Source organism: Carnobacterium sp. 1290_CSPC, assembly GCF_001053265.1.
Lineage (GTDB): Bacteria > Bacillota > Bacilli > Lactobacillales > Aerococcaceae > Aerococcus > Aerococcus urinaeequi.
The window spans coordinates 25,688-44,353 of the sequence record NZ_JVVG01000068.1 but is presented as its reverse complement, the minus strand read 5'-3'; the positions used below and the strand labels follow the sequence as shown (position 1 = coordinate 44,353).

Here is an 18,666-nt window from a genome sequence, read left to right as displayed (position 1 = left end):
TACTAAATAACGTATTCGCGATATTTGAAATTATTTACCAACACTATTTGTAAAAGAACCAAAATCTCCAAGAATTAACCATTTAGTTAATTCTTGGAGATTTCTTTTCATTTTTTACACATTTACAGTTTGTCTACTGTTGGTATACACGAATGCAACTATCGTTAGTACGACATAAAAAGTAACTAAGCTCATGAAGACAGCATTTTCACGCAAGAAGTCAAAGGCCATCATGTGTACAAGTGTAGCAGTTGTGCTCACTGCAAGTAGGCCTTTTGTCCATTTGCTGAAGGCAGATTGGCGTTTAGCTGTCATTTTGCCAGAAGCAGTTTGACCAACAAGTGTGGCTACCGTATAAGTCACAACACCAATTACAGCAACGAAACCGGTGATGGCTACGGCTGATCCAGCTAACAAGTTACCTAAACCTGTGAATGATAGGGCGACGTGACCAAGAATGGCCATCACTAAACCGATAATAGTTGTTGATGCTGCTTGTACCTGAGCGTCATATTCTTTGGTCAAGATAGCTTGCAAGGTACTCGCAACCATTAGGGCGAATACCATCAAACCCATAACTAGTCCCATTGAAATGGTTGTTGTGCCAAGTAAGCTGGCTACTAATGTGGCAAATATACCCATGCCGACTACGGGGTAAAGTCCTTTTTTCATCATAATTTCCTCCTAAAAAATATCTAGCAAGTAACTGTTGCAGATTACAAGACGAACGGGTCGTCCATAATACCTGTTAAGCTTGTTGGTTCTTGAACGTTGGTATCACGACCTTCTTCTGGTAAATCATTGACTGATGCTGGCTGTGCAGGTTCAGTTGGCACATTTAGGTTTTCCGCACCACGTGCATTGGCTTCACGGTTAGCTTGGTCTGAGTCTCTTGGCGTTGGGGTTAGGTCAACGTCATTGATGTCAATGCCCAGTGCTTTTGCTACTCCTTCACCATATTTTGGATCTGCTTGATAACAATTGTTGATATGACGGTGCTTAATTTGTAACGTAGCATCACCCATTGCACGTGCTGTATTTTCAAATAAAACTAACTGTTGTTCTGCAGTCATTCGGTTAAATAAAATGCCTGGTTGAGTGTAATAGTCATTATCATCCCCGCGGAAATCGTAATAATCTACATCACCTGCATCCATTGGTGGTTCAGCCATATCTTTATGATCTTTCCAGTTACCATATGAATTTGGCTCAACATGGATTTGTCCACCACCATTTCCATCCATACGACCTTGACCATCACGACTATACGGGTGGAAATCTTTTACACCACGCGGATAGTTCACTGGGATTTGATGATAATTAACACCTATTCTGTAACGTTGTGCATCCGGATATGAGAATAAACGTGCCTGTAGCATTCTATCTGGTGAAACACCGATACCTGGAACTAAAGCAGCAGGGTTAAATGAAGCTTCTTCAACGTCTTGGAAATAGTTTTCAGGGTTTTTATTTAATTCCATTTCCCCTACTTCAACAAACGGGAAGTCTTCTTTTGGCCATACTTTCGTTAAGTCAAACGGATTAAAATCTACTTGTTTAGCTTCTTCTTCAGTCATAATTTGGAAATACAATGTCCATTTTGGATATTGGCCAAATTCAATCGCATCAAATAAGTCGCGTTGATGTGACTCTCTATCTTCTGCAATAACTTGGGCTGCCTCTTGGTCAGTTAAGTTTTGAATACCTTGTTGAGAACGGAAGAAGAATTTCACCCATACACGTTCATTATTCGCGTTAATTAAACTATAAGTATGCGAAGAAAAACCATGCATAAATCGATAAGAAGATGGGATACCACGGTCACTCATTGTAATCGTCACTTGGTGCAGTGATTCTGGTAGTGATGTCCAAAAATCCCAATTCGTATTAGAACTACGCATATTTGTTTTTGGATCACGTTTAATTGCACGGTTCAAATCAATAAAGTGTTTAGGATCTCGTAAGAAAAAGACTGGTGTATTATTCCCAACCATATCCCAGTTACCTTCTTCTGTATAGAACTTAAGCGCAAATCCGCGAATATCACGTTCTGCATCCGCACCACCGCGTTCAGCTGCTACCTCAGAAAATCGTGCAAACATTTCTGTCTGTTTACCCACTTCAGAGAAAACCTTCGCTTTAGTATATTTTGTTACATCATTTGTTACCGTAAATGTACCAAATGCACCAGAACCTTTTGCATGCATACGTCTTTCTGGAATAACTTCCCGAGAGAAATTCGCTAGCTTTTCTTGTAGCCAAGTATCTTGTAATACGCTTGGTCCACGACGGCCAGCTGTCATGGTATCATCATTATTAATCACCGGTGCCCCTTCATCAGTATGCATTGCAGGGTTACCAGGGACCACTTGGTTTCGACTTACACTATTTTTTACTAGTCCGTTTTTAGACATTGGATTATTCAAAATAAAACCTCCTATTTTTGTTCCTTTAAGGGTAACACTAGCTAGAAACCCACTCAAAAATTTTGCTTATTTTAAACTAATAAAAAACATTTGTCTTATATAATGCCTTGATTAATATGTATTTACCTAACTTATAGATGCACGTGATTATTTTCAAAAAGAACAATCATGTACAAAAAGCGTTCATATGAACGCTTCTAAAATACTATCATTTATTTCCCTAACATATCGTAGCGACCTGTATGTAAGTGTCTTATCGTTTCACCACCTGGTAGTGGAGGTAAACCTAATGAATCTTCTTTAGTAAATGCTTCTTTTAGTCCCTCTGTCCATGAGACATATGCCATATTTTCTGGGCTAATTTCATGGAAAATTTCATTTCCACGTCCTTCTTGTATCTTAAGTCCAAGTTGTGGATCTATTAGCGTACCACGGCCAACAACAACAATATCAGTATAATTTTCTATCGCATCTTTAGCACTTTCTTCGTCAAAGACACCACCCACAGCCAATAATTTGGTTTCATCGTCTAAGACGTTTTTGAATAATGCAGCGTAGGATTGGTCAACTCCACTTGGTGTAGATGCATAACCACCCCATAAAGATAAGTGAATATAGTCTAGCTCATTTTTAACGATTTCAGTTACTAAAGCTGTCGCTTCTTTGTAGTCATAGCCTACTTCTGAACCATGAATTTCTTCAGGGGTAAGTCGATAACCAATAATAAAATTACTTGGCGCTTCTTCTGCTACTACTCGTTTCACTTCTTTCACAACTGCTAATGGAAAGGCCATACGTTTTTCAAAACTTCCACCCCATTTGTCAGTACGGTGGTTCGACAGTGCTGAGAAGAATTGCTGAATTAAATAATGATTAGCACCATGTATTTCCACTCCATCAAAACCTGCTTTAATTGCTCGTGACGTAGCACGGCCAAAGTCTTGGATAATATCTTCAATTTCTTGTCCGGTTAATGCGCGGATTGGGTAGGACAAGAAATCAAAGTCGATAGCTGAAGGTGCAACAACATCTTGTCCTGAAAGGGCTTGTCCAACAGCCGCTCGACCAGCATGATGAATTTGTAAAATAGCTTTGTTACCATCTTTTTTCATAGTAGTGGCTAATTTAGTTAAACCGTCCAGGTGCGCATCAGAATAAGCGGCTAATTGTTCAGGATACCCTGGATGGTAAGCTGGCCCACCATTTTCACTCACATAATGAAATTCAGTGACGATTAAGCCTCCTGCTTGTGACCGGGCACCGTAATATTTCAAGGTATCGTCGCTCACAAATCCGTTGCGTTTACCGGATTGGGATTGCATGGGTGACATGGCTACCCGGTTATTTAAAACGGCTCCGTGACGTAGGGTTACTTTGTCGGTTAGTTTATTCGTCATACTTATAGCTCCTTTTAGCTGTTTATTGTCATCTTCTGCTTTAAATCATAAAGAATTTATAGAATATGTAAAATAAATCGACTTGAGTAAGTTAACTGATTGCATGATAAAAGCCTATGCCACATTTCTGTCAACATAGGCTTTCAACATAATTAATACGCTATATCTCTAAAGTTTGCTTGAACAAACTCAGCTTCCTGACTTTCATCAAATAAGCCATATGCTTCTCCAATATTACCATCTTGCGCGTTCCACACATAGTTATGGGCATAAACGGCATTAGAAAAGTCACCTGCATCCCAAGCACTCAAAATTTCAATGAAGAATGGATAGTGGACAGATTCGCTAAATGCCTCAGCTTGTTGAAGCATGATAGAAATTCTTTCTGGGGTAATTTCTAAAGCACCTTGCTTTGAATCAGCTAAAACTTTTTGATGTGTCATAAAGTGAATAGCCGTTAAGAAAGTACTTTCTTCCGTGATATCTAGATAGATCCAACTATCATATAATTCTCTTCCTAATAAAACCTTTGTTTCTGCTTCTGAAGCCAGTGCCTGTTGAATCTCTGACGCCACACTATCATCTGATCCAGAAGATTCCCTCTCTTGTGATTCAGATGAGCTACTCTCCGCCGAACTAGAAGCTGATGATTGCGAACTTGATGATGATGCTACTGAACTGGTTGAAGCAGATGAACTCCCAGTTTCTGCATCACTGACGCTAAAATATACTACTGCAACGATAGCCCCCGCCAATATAAATGATAGGAATATTAATAATGCGCTCAATACCTTCTTCAATGAAATATCCTCCCAAAACTTTTCCTCAATAATATCTACTCACTTAAATACCTAATTTGCCATTCCAACAACAATTGAATTTTTGCTTGGAAATAAGCTAACTTCTAAAGCTAGAAAAATAGACATTTAATGATCAACCCAATAATACCTGCCCAACCAAGTGCTGACTTCCAGTCAAATTTATGACGTGTCACTTTAAAAATTACTTTCAACTTGATCCTCCCAATTAGACCTTTCAGTATTTTTTAATATGTTTCATCATTTTATCATATAATCACCTAATATTTAGTTTTTTAATTTCATAAAGACGATTCTTCTATCATTTGAGCGTTCTGAGTCGAATTGATAACCGTCTGAGCAAAATTCTTTAATAGCTGCTATATCTCTAATTTGATTTTCCGCTAAGAATTGCAGCATCTTCCCTCGTCCTTTTTTTGAAATAGTAGCATGTTTTTTTACACCACTCGCTTTTGTCGCATCACATTCATAGAATTCAAAATCAATCCAAATGTAGCGTTCTTTCTCCAGCATAGCTGAAAACTCTTGGCTAGCCAGATTTAAAATAATCTCCTCTTTTTCAAAAAAATGATTAAACTCACTACCCCATATTTGACGCAGGTTTTGGCCACCAATTTTTAGCGAAGTGTTGAAATCAAGTCTATAAGGTCGGATAGGTTCGAAAGCTTTTAAAGGTCCATACAAGGCAGATAGGATACGCAAGTGTTGGTCTAAATATTCCGCAATCGCGGGATCACCTGTATTCACATCAATTTGGCGAAAGGCTAGACCGTTGTATAGAGATAAGGCTGGGTATGCATCACCCTCATTTAAATGTCGTATATAATCTTTAACTTGTGACACTTGTTGGTCTGAAATTTTGTAAAGCTTTTTTAATTGTTCATCTGACAAAGTTTGTAAGGTTTGGATAATAGCTTCGGTGGTATTTGAATACATAGGTTGATCTATTGATATTTGATCTAGCTTCATTTCTTTGGCTGGGGAAAAAATAATTTTCATGTTCACTCGTCCTTACTTTTAAATCTATGTCATTAGTTTAGCTGATTACGCTAGACTTCGCCATGTTAAGTTCATTTATCACTTGCGAGTAGTTAAACTTTTATTCCTTTTAAATTATAAGAAAAAATTGTTTAACAAGTTGCGCTATGCTACCAAATAGCCCAAGGGTAGGCTTCTGGTAGTGGTGACTCAACAGTGAGTGGTACTTTTTTAACCGGATGCTCTAATGTTAGACTTTGTGCCCACAAGGCAATCTGCTGACCTACATGGCTATAATGTTGACCGTATTTTTGATCTCCCCAAATGGGCGTCCCCATACCTGCCAGTTGGACCCGAATTTGATGGGGGCGACCGGTCTGTAATTGCACACTAACTAGACTGAGTCCGTCTTTAGATGCGATAACACTATAATCTAGGACAGCCTTTTTCCCTCTTTGTGGTTTTTTGAAACAATGGATACGATATTCTTCTGGCGATTCTTATATAGATAATCGACCAACCGATTACTAGCTTGCTTAGGTATGCCATGAACTACTGCATAATAAGTTCGACCCATATCATTACGCCGTACTTGGTCAGATAATCTTGACGCTGCTTTTGAAGTTTTGGCGAATACCATCGCGCCACCAACCGGGCGGTCTAGACGGTGTACTAAACCTAAATAGACATTGCCCGGTTTTTGATAACGGTATTTAATATCCTCTTTGAGATAAGTTAATAAATCCTTATCTCCACTTTGGTCTTCTTGAACTGGTATATTTACTGGTTTTTGAACCAACAATAAATGATTATCCTCATATAATATTGGTACATCCATTGCTTCTACTCCTTTACAAACATAATGGTCCCACCATAGCATATCGTGTTAGCTTTCCCTAACTTAGATAGATTTTTTATAAATAACAATCGGTAATTTTACATATTATAAAGTAGTAGAAGCTCATGCTGACGGTGTTTAGAAAGACCCATTACCAGTACATATTTGGTTCTTCAATATTAGTGTTAGATACATCTCTTTATAGTAGCCTTAAAATTATGTCATCTTTATAACATAGCTACAGCAATATGTTTTGCTTTATAAGAACCCTTGACATTTTATTGCATTCTTTGGCTTTTTGAGTTATTGAATAATCTATGATAAGCAATCGATAATAGCTAATCCTTTAAGAATAAATTTCATCCAGTTACCGCTATTATATTTTTTTCTACGATAAAAATGAAAACGTTTTATTCATCTTTCTTTATTTCTCAGCAAATGATAAGGTAAATATTGGATTAAAATCATACATATTATCTAATAAAAATTTTATTTATATAGAAGTTTTTAATTTAATATGGTTAGGGAGGAAATTTATATGAAAAAACAATATGCATTTTATGCTGTTACGGCGGCATTAGTTGTAGCCATTTCTTTATTTATCATTATTCCTATTCCTGCATCAAATGGATTCTTCACATTTGCCGATGTAGGTATCGTTACAGCTTCACTGGTGTTTGGGCCAATAGGGGGCTTAGTCGTCGGTGCTATGAGTGGTGGTTTAATTGACTTACTCTCAGGATATGCACAGTGGATTATCTTCTCAGCACTTATCCATGGTGCGCAAGGGTATATTGCTGGTTTAGCTAAAGATAAAGGCCGTAAAGAAAAAGTATTATACTTAGTCTTATCCGCAGTTGTGATGATTGTCGGTTATGCGATTGCTAGCTGGATTTTATATGGAACGGCTGCTGCAGCGATTGCTGGCTTGTTCACTAACATTCTACAATCTGGTGTAGGGGTCTTGATCGCTATTCCAATCAGTATCCGGTTAAAACCAGTTATTGAACGCTACTTATAGGTTGAATACATAGTTAAAAAGGAAATGACCCCTAGCTCGAACCTCGAGTTAGGGGTCATTTTTGATTTGATAGCTATTGTCCTAACATTGTTAGTACTTCGTTAAGGACTTTTTCACCCTTCATCTTGCCGTAATCTTGCATGTTGATGACGGCTAAGTTAGTAAGTGAGTCAGCTAACTTACCAGCGAATTCTTTTTCCATATATTTGACTTGTGGGTCAAGCATTAAGACGTCAATATTTTTGTCGGCATCTGAGGCTGAGGCCGCAAAGATTTCTACGTCTATTCCCTTATCTTCGGCTACTTTCTTCATTTTTGAATCAAGTAAACTCGTGCTCATTCCTGAAGTACAGACTAACATAATTGTTGTATCTACCATTTATTTCACCTCCAATTTTTGATAAATATCAATGATTTCATTAGCCATATCTTTAAAGGTGATGGCGGTAAATAAGTGATTTTGCCCGTGTACCATCAGTAACGACAAGGCAACTGGATCGCCACTTGCTTCTTGGGTTAACAAAGCAGTTTGGGCGTGGTGGGCTTCAATCAGCGCTGCTCAGGCTAAGAGATGTACGTCAGCTTTTTCAAACAAGTTGCTTAGTCTATTGTTGGCCCCTTATCACGGGTAAACAAAGAAATACTCAAAAACTACACCCAAGACCTGAAAAAAGCCGTCGAACTCGCATCCTAACAGTTAGGATATGAAGGGAATAACATGAAAAAATAGTCCAAGCAATTTATTTTAAACTGCTTGGACTATTTATACTTACACGCCAGATTCAAATGTACGTTTTATTTTCCGTATCATTAGACCCTTTCAGGTATGAATAATCGTTGCTCATTATCTTCTGTTACGATATATAGCAACTCTTGATCTTGATTAGGCAAAGAGATGACTTCATTTATCATTTCATCGATGTCTCTATTACGAGATAAAGCTTCAGTAGTAGTCAATAATTTCTGATTTATATCGATTAGTCTTTCTTCAACTTTGGCCACTTCTCGCTTAGGCAAACCTGTTACGACGGACTTAAGCCCCTTACTTGACGCCTCACCAATATTTTTTGAAAACTGTCCAACAGACCCAGAAAACTTCTCGACTTGTCCAGGTAATTTTAATCCCTTTTTCTTAGCTTTGTCTTCATTCTTATCCTTTTTCAAAAACGGTAAGTTGCTAGACTTTTCGCTAAAACTTTCCAGAAATTTCTCAGATCCCTCTAGTCGATTCGTTTTATGGGCCAACTCTTCATTTTTTTGTTGAACGATGACATCATAGATCTCTTGTAGTTTCGTTTCATAATTTAAATAGAAACTATCCGCAAATTTTTCTTTAAGTTCTTCAGCTCGCGCTTTAATTAATTCATTTGAATTACCCAATTTTATTCGAACACTAATTTCTATTAAATCAGCATATAAGGATAATTTATCTGCTTCAAAGGCATATTTTATTGCATAGTTAATATCACTTATCAATTTGTCTTCTGTTTTTTGATTATTCTTCTCCAGTAACTCTTGTTCATATCGTTTCAATCTTTGCTGGAACTGTTCATAGATACTCGTAATTTCAATTTTAAGATGTCTGATTTGACCGATATCCGCTTGATCTACCATTTTACGCTTAGCAATTTCTAGTAAACCTTTACTTGCAGATATTATCTTGCCTATAATTTCATCTTCATGCATATTAAAAAGCACGTCTAATTTTTCATCAATAGCAGAAATTTGACTATTAATTTCATTAAGATAATAGGTACTTGAAGCAAAAGCCATGACTTGCATACCGATTCCTAAAACCATTGCAGGGTTAATAGAGTTTGGCATATTTATTTCAGAAAACCCAGCATGACCAATTAAATGATTTTCGCTGTCTCTCACCATAGTCGTAAAGGTATTATCAACTTTAAAATGAGATAATTTTTCAGGACTTACTGTAGCTGTATATAAGCCATTTGGATAAGCTTCTAAGATTTGTTCAAATGCCATACTGTTGGTCTTAAAAAATACTCCCGCATCTACTAAACTTCCCCCTATTAATGAAGTAGTACCTAAATTAACTTCTTTAAATTTTTTACCGAAACTGATTTTGCCTTCTGACGCGTTCTCAAATTGTAGCTCATTTCCTGAGGAATCAACCATAACAGTAACTTCATTATTCTTTGATGGTGTGTTCTCCGTCATATCAATCGTCTCCCAAACTGTTTAATTATATATATTATATTAAAAGTTACAGGGAATACAATCACATCCTACCTTTTTCAGTCAATTCATATCATGCGACCGCTATTATCTTTTATGTTATGATGAAATTAATCAAAAATAACGGAGGTATTTAGAATGAGCCAAGTTCTTGTTGAAATTTGTTTACGTGTTAGAGATATTGATGCGACTTTAGACTTCTATACAAATCTATTTGATTTTGAGGTAGCTAGCCGCAGAGAGTTTCCGGAGAATAAATTTGATTTAATCTACTTAAACTCACCAGGTTCAAATGTCCAAATCGAATTGACTTACAACTATGATGCAGAGCCATATACTATTGGAGACGGCTTTAGTCATTTAGGTGTTACTGTTGATGATTTAGAAGCTATGCATGAAATTTGTAAAGCATCTGCTTATGAAACTGGTGACTTAAAAGGCCTTTCAGGTGGCACACCATCATACTTCTTCGTCACTGACCCAGATGGTTATCGTATCGAAGTTAAACGTCAAAAATAATCACCCATTCCAATAAAATAAAAGGCGCTACCCTAGTTTACTCTGAACTGCACCCTGTCAAGTAGACAGGTAAATAAACAAAATTTTTGTGCCATGTATGATACTTTTCATCCATGGCTTTTTTTATGCCGGAATGCTTAAGCCCATTTTTAACGTCACCCGTTGAGTGTTATAAAACCCAATATATTGTTTAATATCATTCTCTAATTCTTCAAAGCTCACATAAGTCTTCAGCCGATACATTTCTTCTTTAATAATTCCCCAAAAGTTCTCCATTGGACCGTTATCAATGCATTTCCCCACACGAGACATACTGTGGGTGAGTTGATGTTTCTTCACAAAATTATTAAAGTCGTATGACGTGTATTGATATCCCCGATCGCTATGAATAAGCGTTTGGGTTGATATAATCTTGTCTTCAATTTGGCGAACTGTATCACGAACTAAGGCATTATCATTACGTTTCGATAGTTTAAAGGCTACGATCTTATTTTCGCCATAATCCAATATGGCACTAAGATAAGCTTTGGCGTTCTCTCCATACTTAAATTCAGTCACATCGGTTAATAAGACTTCCATCGATTGATAGTCCTTTCGGAATTCTCTATTGAGGACATTATCGGCGATATGTGCAGGATTGTGGGGCTTGTAACGATATCGTTTCCGACGGATAACAGCTTTCAAGTTCAGTAATTTCATCAAACGATAGACACACTTATGGTTTACTTTAGCGTTCATGAAGTAGTTCAGATAGATAGTTATTCGACGATAGCCATAAATACCTTTATGCTTTTCATAGACTTGAAGGATTAATTCAACAAGCTTTCGAAGCCGTTTTTCCGACGCAGTCGGCTTGCGTTTCAACCACTTATAATAACCCGCTCTGCTCACACCCAAAGCATCACAGAGATGGATTACTTTGTATCCTTCTTTTTGTAGTTTCTTGATCGTTTGGTATTCCGCTTCATACCTCGTTTGCGTGACATCAACTCTCTTTCCACTTCTTCTAACTTTTTTAACGCTACGTTCTCCGTTTCTAGATACTCATTTCGTGCTCTTAAAGCTGCATTTTCAGCCCGGATTCTTTCTTCTTCCGTTTGAACAGAGTTTGGTTTGCCGCGACCTCGTCCATCTACTAGTCCGTCAGGACCATGCTTCTTATATTTTTGAACCCATGAATACACGTTATTGTAGGATACCTGATACTTCTCAGCAGTTTTTTTATAAGATAAACTATTAGCTAGGCAGTCTTGGACTATTTTGATTTTTTCTTCTTGTGTTGATTTTTTATCTGTCATCGTATACACCTCGGATTTTGGAGAATAGCTCCTCATTTCTTCCCCTTTAGTATACTTGTTTATCCAGCTCCTGACAGTATCAACTTTTGGGATATTATATTTAACAGCTAGCTGACCTATAGGTAATCTATCTTCTAAATATTCTTTCACGACTAAGTCCTTAAATTCTTTGCTATATTTATTGTACTTAGATTTAACTTGAATCCCACTAATTCCATGCTCTTGGTATCTTAAGACTTTATCCCAAAAGGACGTCCAATTAATTAATAAACCATAGGCTTCTTTTAATTCTTTGAAACTGATTCCTTCATTCAGATACATCAAAATATATCTTTCGATTTCTTCAGTTGTATGTTTACTGTTTGAACGCATAAAAATCCCCCTAAAGTAATTTTTCTTTTTTAAGTGTCTACTTTAGGGGGAGCATATCACTCGCTAGGGTAACGCCTTTTTATTATGCTTTCACGCCTATTGAAATACCCATTTCGTGCGCTTCAAGATATGTATAAATGTAGTGTAATAAGGGTTACCTACTCGTGAAAAAAATTGTATATATGCTCTCTTTATAGATTGAGAAGATGGTTCTAGCCTACTTGCATTGTTCATGGTGGAGTAGCGGTATTTTCTTCAAAAACATCAACTAGTACCAATATTTCCTAGAACTTTCTATCTTAGGACTGCTTGCATCTCATGAACGTAGTCATAAATGTAAGACTTCGCTTCTTCACCGTGAGCTTCAACTAGACGCACAATCCCGCTCCCTACAATGACGCCATCTGCTTTGGCTGATATATCTTTCACTTGGCTTGGCTGGTTAATCCCGAAACCGACTGCTACTGGAATATCTGAAACTGCGCGAATTTCAGCAACCATCGCTGATATATCCGTCGTGATATTAGACCGCACACCAGTAACACCCATAGACGACACTAGATAGATGAAGCCTTGAGCTTTTTTGGCAATTTCCTTAATCCGGTCTTTAGAAGTCGGGGCAATCAAGGTAATAACTTCAATACCATAATGACTTGCGACAACCTTCACTTCCTCCTGTTCCTCAAAAGGTAAATCGGGAATAATAATACCTGAAATCCCAATCTCCCGACACTTGGCAAAGAAATTGTCATAACCGTATACAAAAACCGGGTTTAAATAAGTCATAAAAACTAAAGGTACATGCATTTTATCTTTTAAATTACCTACCATGTCAAAGACATTATTCAAGCGCACCCCTGCTGATAAGGCCCGAACACTCGCATTTTCTACGACTGGCCCTTCAGCAATAGGATCTGAAAAAGGAATCCCGATTTCAATCAAGTCAGCCCCTGCTTCTTGGGCAGCTAGGATATTTTCAGCTGATTGGTCTAGATCGGGATCGCCGGCCATTAAGTAGGTAATAAAGGCTTTTTTATCTTGGAATGCTTCAGCTATTTTACTCATAAATCTCTTCTCCTTTATAACGGGCAATGGCTGCCACATCCTTGTCCCCGCGTCCTGATAAACAGATCACGATGCTTTGGTCTGGTGACATGGTTGGGGCCAATTTTTGGGCGTAAGCCACAGCGTGGGCAGATTCAATTGCTGGAATAATCCCTTCCATCTTAGATAGGTATTCAAAAGCTGCCACCGCTTCATCATCTGTTACTGGTACGTATTCCGCACGGCCAACTTCATTTAAACGGGCATGTTCTGGCCCAATCCCTGGGTAGTCAAGCCCCGCTGAAATAGAATAAACTGGTGCAATTTGACCGTATTCATCTTGGCAAAACAAGCTCTTCATACCGTGGAAAACACCTCTCGTCCCCTTAGCAATAGTCGCTGCATGTTGAGTGGTATGAATCCCTTTTCCAGCCGCCTCACAACCAATTAAACGAACACCTTCGTCTTCAATAAAGTGGTAGAAAGTCCCGATAGCATTAGACCCACCACCCACACAAGCAATGACCGCATCCGGCAATTGCCCATGACTTTTCTGGAATTCATCTTTAATTTCACGAGAAATCACACTTTGGAAGTCCCGCACCATAGTTGGATATGGATGAGGCCCCATGACAGAGCCTAGTACATAATGCGTATCTTCCACCCGGTTACTCCACTCCCGCATCGTTTCGTTTACCGCATCCTTCAAGGTTTTGGTTCCCTTAGCCACGCTGTTCACCTTAGCCCCTAACAATTCCATCCGAAAGACATTCAAAGCTTGGCGGTCTGTATCTTCTTGCCCCATAAAAATTTCACATTCCATCTTCAATAAAGCTGCAGCAGTTGCTGTCGCCACCCCGTGCTGACCAGCCCCAGTTTCTGCAATTAAACGGGCTTTCCCCATTTTTTTCGCCAACAAGGCTTGCCCTAGGACGTTATTAATTTTGTGCGACCCGGTATGGTTCAGGTCTTCTCTTTTTAGATAGACCTTAGCCCCGCCTAAATCAGCCGTCATATTCTCTGCATAATACAAACGCGACGGACGACCCGCATAATCATTCAATAGAGCAGTCAATTCTCTCTGAAAGTCTGGATCATTTTTATAAAAATTGTAGGCTTCCTCCACCCGTTGCACTTCCGCCATCAAGGTTTCTGGAATATACTGGCCACCAAAGTCGCCAAATCTACCATTAGTCATGTGTTACCTCCCGTATTTTCGCTACGAATTCCTGCATTTTCACTGGATCTTTGACCCCATCTGTTTCAAGTGACGACGATGCGTCTACCGCATAAGGCCGAACCACTTTTAAGGCCTCTTCAATATTTCCAATCCCTAGACCTCCAGCCAGAAAAAAGGGCTTCTCTTGGTATGCTGACACCATTTGCCAATCAAATATCTTCCCTGAACCACCGCGGCTAGGACTCAAGCTGTCGAATAATAAATAGTCAGCTTGATTTGGATCTACCACCAATTCATCCCCAACCGCAACCGATTTGATAATGTGTTGGTCAACTTGACCCTTCAAATGTGCAATATAAGCCTGGTCTTCTTCGCCGTGTAACTGGACTAAATCAATAGTCCCCGCCTGACAAATCGCCACAATCTCTTCAATTGGGGCATTTACAAAAACGCCCACCGTTTGAATATCCGCCGCTAAATCACGTCTAAAACTTGCCGCTAAGTCAGGCGCCACATACCGCTTGGTTTCTGGTACAAAGATAAAACCCACATAATCTGGTTTAGCCGCATTTGCTGCCTCAATATCTTCCGGCCGTCTCAAGCCACAAATTTTCACTTTAACCATTACAAGGCCCCTTTAAGTTCACTTAATTTCGCTTGCTTATCCTCAGCCAACATCATAGATTCACCGATTAAAACCGCGTCCACTCGGTTGTCATGCAATAATTTGATATCCGCTGCTGTCTTAACCCCACTCTCAGCAACAAATACCGTGTCATCCGGCGTCAGATTTCTCAAGCGAATCGAATTTTGGAAGTCCACTTCAAAGTTATGTAAATTCCGGTTGTTGACCCCGAGAATTCGGCTACCAGCTTCAATGGCCATAGCAATTTCATCCGCATCATGGGCTTCCACTAAAACCGACAAGCCCAATTCGTCCGCTAAGGCAATGTATGCGGCCAACTGGTCTGGACTTAGGATTGCACAAATCAATAGTATAGCGTCCGCCCCGATTGCCCGAGCTTGGTAGATTTGATAAGGGTCGATCACAAAGTCTTTCCGCAAAATGGGAATAGCCACTGCTTGGCTAATTTCCTGTAAGTATTGGTTGCGCCCTTGGAAATAATCTTCTTCTGTTAAAACCGACAAGGCCGTCGCCCCAGCCGCTTGGTAATCTTTGGCAATGTCCACATAAGGGAACTCTTTAGCAATTAAACCCTTTGATGGCGAGGCTTTTTTCACTTCGCATATAAAGGACATGTCCCCTTCTTTCAAGGCTTGTTCAAAAGCAAATGGTGGCAAATGACGGTCTGGAAAAGTCACCAACAATTCTTCCAAAGGTGTTTTCAGCTTGTCCTCGGCTACCCTTTTCCCCCGGGAAAGGACGATTTCATCTAAGATGCTCATGCAATGACCTCCTGACCAATACGCTTTGTTGCGGCAATAAATTCATCCAATTTGGCTTTAGCCTTTCCTGAATCAAGCATTTCTTCAGCTAGACGGACACAGTCTCGTAAAGACAATTCATCTTTACCCATGTACAGGCAGCAAGCCGCGTTCATGACAACGATATTGCGGCGGGCGCCTTGTTCACCGTTTAAGATATCTAAAGCAATCTGAGCATTCTCTTCTGGGTCTCCACCGATTAGCTCGCTCAATTGACCACGTTCAAGGCCGAATTGTTCTGGGGTAATAAAGTAGCTAGTCACCTTACCATCATTGACTTCACAAATAGTTGTGGTATCAGTAATTGTAATTTCGTCCAAGCCGTCATGACCGTGAACCACCATAGCCCGTTTCACATTCAATTGGTTTAATACTTGAGCAAGTGGTTCCACTAATTTCTCGTCGTATACACCCAATAACTGTTTGGTTGCACCAGCTGGATTGGCTAAGGGACCTAAAATATTGAACATGGTACGGGCTCCTAATTGTTTACGGACAGGCGCCACATGTTTCATGGCTGAATGGTAAGTTTGGGCGATCATAAAGCAGAAGTCTGTTTCCTCTAAGATTTGTGCACTTTGGTCCGCCGTTAGGAAAATATTTGCGCCCAAGGCTTCCAATACATCCGCTGACCCACATTTACTCGATACTGACCGGTTACCATGTTTAGCTACAGCAACACCAGCAGCCGCAACGACAAAGGCAGAAATGGTTGAAATATTGAAGGAGTTTAGCTCATCCCCACCCGTCCCAACAATATCAAGGACGTCCTTTTTCGCGGATAATTTAAGTCCCTTATCACGCATGACTTCAGCTGAAGCAGTAATTTCGTCAATTGTTTCACCCTTCATCCGCAAAGCTGCAAGGTAAGCACCCATTTGACTGTCAGTAGCTTCCCCTTCCATCATCTGATTCATGACTTGGCCTGCCGTTTCTTTAGATAAATCATTGCCTAAGAATAATTCATTAATCGCCTTGTTAATCATGTGTATTTCCTCCTACTTTAAGAAAATTCTGAATCATCGTTTCGCCTGAAGGTGTCAGTATCGACTCGGGATGGAACTGGACGCCAAACATTGGGTGTTTACGGTGACGGACAGCCATCACCTCACCCTTGTCCGATTCGGCAATCACCAATAGCTCATCCGGCATACTTTGTCGGTCCGCAATTAGTGAATGGTAGCGAGCTACTGGCACAACTGGTGGTAACCCTCTAAAAATCTCACTCCCACTCGCCACATGAATGGTCGACTGTTTCCCGTGAACAGCCGGTTGGGCATGAACAATATCCGCCCCGTAAGCTAGACACATCGCTTGAAGACCTAGACAAACCCCTAAAATTGGAAAATGGTCAGCCAATTCTTTGGTGACAGCCACTGTTACGCCTGCATCCTCCGGTCGTCCTGGACCAGGAGAGATCACAATATGTGAAGGATTTAAATCAATAATTTCATCGATGGTGACTTGGTCATTTCGTACAACTTGGATGGCTTCATCCGTATTCTTGCCGATCAATTGGTAGAGATTGTAGGTAAAGCTGTCGTAGTTATCAATCAGTAAAATCATGGTTACGCCTCCTCGTGTCCTAATGCTGTCATCATGGCTTTGGCCTTGTTCTTCGTTTCTAAGTATTCTTTTTCAGGATCTGAATCTGCCACAATCCCAGCGCCAGATTGGACAAAGACTTGGTCATTCTTCAAGACAGACATCCGGATGCCGATACACATGTCCATGTTTCCGGCAAAGTCGATATAGCCCAAAGCACCGCCATATGGGCCTCGTTTGGTATCTTCAATTTCATCAATCAATTGGCAGGCCCGAATCTTAGGAGCACCGGATAAAGTACCCGCTGGTAGTGCCGATTTTAAGACATCTAAACAAGTTGCGTCCGGTCTGACTTTTGCCGTTACCTTGGATGAAATGTGGCTGACGTGTGAAAACTGCTTGATAGCTCTATATTCACTGACTTCTAGCGTACCGAATTCAGCGACCTTTCCGATATCGTTGCGGGCTAAGTCAACAAGCATGTCATGTTCGGCCAACTCTTTTTCATTTTGCAAGAGACCTTCAACTAATGCTCTATCTTCCGCATCCGTTGCCCCGCGCGGTACAGTACCGGCTAATGGGAAGGATGAAGCGACACCGTTACGAACAGAGACCAGGGTTTCCGGTGATGCACACGCGATTTCTAAGTCATCGAAATGCATGTAGACCATGTAAGGTGACGGATTAATCGTCCGAAGCAGGCGATAAGTTTGTAGTAATGACCCGGAAAATGGGGCCTTAAACCGGTTGGATACCACCGCTTGGAAGATGTCACCCTCCACAATATGGTGTTGGATTTTCTCCACGATACGCTCGTAATCTTCTTGGCTAAATAAAGCTTCAAAGTCGCCAACCTCTTGGGTCAAGTCCTCCTCGCGAACTGGGCCTGGACGCATAATCATCTGCTCCATATCCTTCAAGTCTGTAGCCCCTTGGATGTAGTTTTCTTCTAATTTGTTGGTTTCAATATTGACGATTAAGACAATCTTTTGGCGGAAGTGGTCAAAGGCAATGACCTTATCCATCAACATGAAATGGTAGTCCCGGAAATTTTCTGGGTTATTTTTCGTTAACTGTAGAGATGGTTCCGTATATTTGATGCAGTCATAAGACAAGTAACCAACCAAACCTCCTGTAAAAGGCGGTAAATAATCAATACTTGGACTCTTATAACGGTCAAGGATATCGTTCAAGGGTGCTAGTGGATCATCTGCTTGGAAGCTTTCTTCATGCTTGCCCTCTTGCACGGTTACTTGACCGTCTGTTGAGTAGATCGACAAGTTTGGTTTATAGCCAAGAAAAGAATAACGACTCCAGTTATCCTTATTCACCACACTCTCCAGTAGGTAAAAGTGGTCGGATTGTTTGCTGATCATTCTCAGCACTTCGATTGAGGTGGCTACATCGGAAAAAATTTCTAAAGCAATTGGAATAATCGTATGGTCTTTCCCTAACTGTCTCGCCTCTTCTAAACTTGGTTTAATCATTGTCGTACGCTCCTTTTAATTCATTATTGAAATCATAAAATTACGGCTAGTCATGACGATTGGGGCGAAAACAACAGAAAAAGCACCCATCCATGACT

The 18,666-nt window shown here is 39.8% G+C and carries 18 protein-coding genes and 3 pseudogenes; 2 read left to right on the top strand and 19 right to left on the bottom strand.

What is annotated here, in order from left to right; translation table 11 throughout:
• Window positions 1–114: 114 nt before the first annotated feature.
• The 7 genes and pseudogenes from AC973_RS06020 to AC973_RS05995 form a co-directional block, all read right to left on the bottom strand.
• Window positions 115–675 (bottom strand): hypothetical protein, encoded by a 561-nt coding sequence (locus AC973_RS06020; RefSeq protein WP_157850743.1) that lies wholly within the window; start codon window positions 673–675, stop codon window positions 115–117.
• Window positions 676–716: 41 nt separating this feature from the next.
• Complete coding sequence (locus tag AC973_RS06015) at window positions 717–2,414, bottom strand: catalase (protein WP_048728606.1); 1,698 nt, start codon at window positions 2,412–2,414, stop codon at window positions 717–719.
• 224 nt (window positions 2,415–2,638) lie between these two features.
• Window positions 2,639–3,823: an NADH-dependent flavin oxidoreductase gene (locus AC973_RS06010; protein WP_048728579.1), complete on the bottom strand. Its 1,185-nt coding sequence runs from the start codon at window positions 3,821–3,823 to the stop codon at window positions 2,639–2,641.
• A gap of 152 nt (window positions 3,824–3,975) precedes the next feature.
• A complete protein-coding gene (locus AC973_RS06005; RefSeq protein WP_048728578.1) occupies window positions 3,976–4,623 on the bottom strand; it encodes a DUF6241 domain-containing protein in 648 nt (215 codons plus the stop codon).
• Window positions 4,624–4,908: 285 nt separating this feature from the next.
• The gene (gene yaaA / locus AC973_RS06000; protein ID WP_048728575.1) at window positions 4,909–5,640 is read right to left on the bottom strand and encodes a peroxide stress protein YaaA; all 732 of its coding nucleotides are present in this window, start codon (window positions 5,638–5,640) and stop codon (window positions 4,909–4,911) included.
• Window positions 5,641–5,789: 149 nt separating this feature from the next.
• Window positions 5,790–6,008: a hypothetical protein gene (locus AC973_RS10140; RefSeq protein WP_286131764.1), complete on the bottom strand. Its 219-nt coding sequence runs from the start codon at window positions 6,006–6,008 to the stop codon at window positions 5,790–5,792.
• A gap of 12 nt (window positions 6,009–6,020) precedes the next feature.
• A pseudogene (locus tag AC973_RS05995) lies at window positions 6,021–6,457 on the bottom strand (pseudouridine synthase); the annotation flags it as partial.
• Window positions 6,458–6,995: 538 nt separating this feature from the next.
• On the opposite strand from AC973_RS05995, the gene AC973_RS05990 reads away from it, so the two are divergent.
• Entirely contained in the window at window positions 6,996–7,478 is a 483-nt protein-coding gene (locus AC973_RS05990; protein WP_048728572.1) for an ECF transporter S component, read from the top strand.
• A gap of 73 nt (window positions 7,479–7,551) precedes the next feature.
• On the opposite strand, the gene AC973_RS05985 is transcribed toward AC973_RS05990, so the two are convergent.
• The 3 genes and pseudogenes from AC973_RS05985 to AC973_RS05975 form a co-directional block, all read right to left on the bottom strand.
• Entirely contained in the window at window positions 7,552–7,857 is a 306-nt protein-coding gene (locus AC973_RS05985; protein WP_048728570.1) for a PTS sugar transporter subunit IIB, read from the bottom strand.
• A pseudogene (locus tag AC973_RS09695) lies at window positions 7,858–8,034 on the bottom strand (PTS lactose/cellobiose transporter subunit IIA); the annotation flags it as partial.
• 254 nt (window positions 8,035–8,288) lie between these two features.
• The gene (locus AC973_RS05975) at window positions 8,289–9,659 is read right to left on the bottom strand and encodes a hypothetical protein (RefSeq protein ID WP_048728567.1); all 1,371 of its coding nucleotides are present in this window, start codon (window positions 9,657–9,659) and stop codon (window positions 8,289–8,291) included.
• 156 nt (window positions 9,660–9,815) lie between these two features.
• Here AC973_RS05975 and AC973_RS05970 point away from each other — a divergent pair, with 156 nt between their 5' ends.
• Window positions 9,816–10,196 (top strand): VOC family protein, encoded by a 381-nt coding sequence (locus tag AC973_RS05970; protein WP_048728562.1) that lies wholly within the window; start codon window positions 9,816–9,818, stop codon window positions 10,194–10,196.
• Window positions 10,197–10,319: 123 nt separating this feature from the next.
• Here AC973_RS05970 and AC973_RS05965 read toward each other — a convergent pair.
• The 9 genes and pseudogenes from AC973_RS05965 to AC973_RS05925 form a co-directional block, all read right to left on the bottom strand.
• A pseudogene (locus AC973_RS05965) lies at window positions 10,320–11,153 on the bottom strand (IS3 family transposase); the annotation flags it as partial.
• On the bottom strand, window positions 11,111–11,494 hold the full coding sequence (locus tag AC973_RS10045; protein ID WP_172545084.1) for a helix-turn-helix domain-containing protein: 384 nt from the start codon (window positions 11,492–11,494) through the stop codon (window positions 11,111–11,113). The pseudogene AC973_RS05965 and the gene AC973_RS10045, both read right to left, overlap by 43 nt.
• 666 nt (window positions 11,495–12,160) lie before the next feature.
• Window positions 12,161–12,931, bottom strand: a complete 771-nt coding sequence (gene trpA, locus AC973_RS05955) for a tryptophan synthase subunit alpha (RefSeq protein ID WP_048728555.1) — start codon at window positions 12,929–12,931, stop codon at window positions 12,161–12,163.
• Window positions 12,924–14,108, bottom strand: coding sequence for a tryptophan synthase subunit beta (gene trpB / locus AC973_RS05950; RefSeq protein ID WP_048728552.1), 1,185 nt, complete (start codon window positions 14,106–14,108; stop codon window positions 12,924–12,926). Before trpB ends, trpA begins: the two co-directional genes overlap by 8 nt.
• Window positions 14,101–14,715, bottom strand: a complete 615-nt coding sequence (locus tag AC973_RS05945; protein ID WP_048728549.1) for a phosphoribosylanthranilate isomerase — start codon at window positions 14,713–14,715, stop codon at window positions 14,101–14,103. Before AC973_RS05945 ends, trpB begins: the two co-directional genes overlap by 8 nt.
• Window positions 14,715–15,497, bottom strand: coding sequence for an indole-3-glycerol phosphate synthase TrpC (trpC, locus tag AC973_RS05940; protein ID WP_048728546.1), 783 nt, complete (start codon window positions 15,495–15,497; stop codon window positions 14,715–14,717). Before trpC ends, AC973_RS05945 begins: the two co-directional genes overlap by 1 nt.
• Window positions 15,494–16,522 carry an anthranilate phosphoribosyltransferase gene (gene trpD / locus AC973_RS05935; RefSeq protein ID WP_048728544.1) on the bottom strand — a complete coding sequence of 343 codons (1,029 nt, stop codon included), beginning with the start codon at window positions 16,520–16,522 and terminating at the stop codon, window positions 15,494–15,496. The genes trpC and trpD overlap by 4 nt, the downstream gene beginning before the upstream one ends.
• Window positions 16,515–17,102: an anthranilate synthase component II gene (locus AC973_RS05930; RefSeq protein WP_048728540.1), complete on the bottom strand. Its 588-nt coding sequence runs from the start codon at window positions 17,100–17,102 to the stop codon at window positions 16,515–16,517. The genes trpD and AC973_RS05930 overlap by 8 nt, the downstream gene beginning before the upstream one ends.
• 2 nt (window positions 17,103–17,104) lie before the next feature.
• Window positions 17,105–18,568, bottom strand: a complete 1,464-nt coding sequence (locus tag AC973_RS05925; RefSeq protein WP_048728538.1) for an anthranilate synthase component I family protein — start codon at window positions 18,566–18,568, stop codon at window positions 17,105–17,107.
• Window positions 18,569–18,666 lie beyond the last annotated feature (98 nt).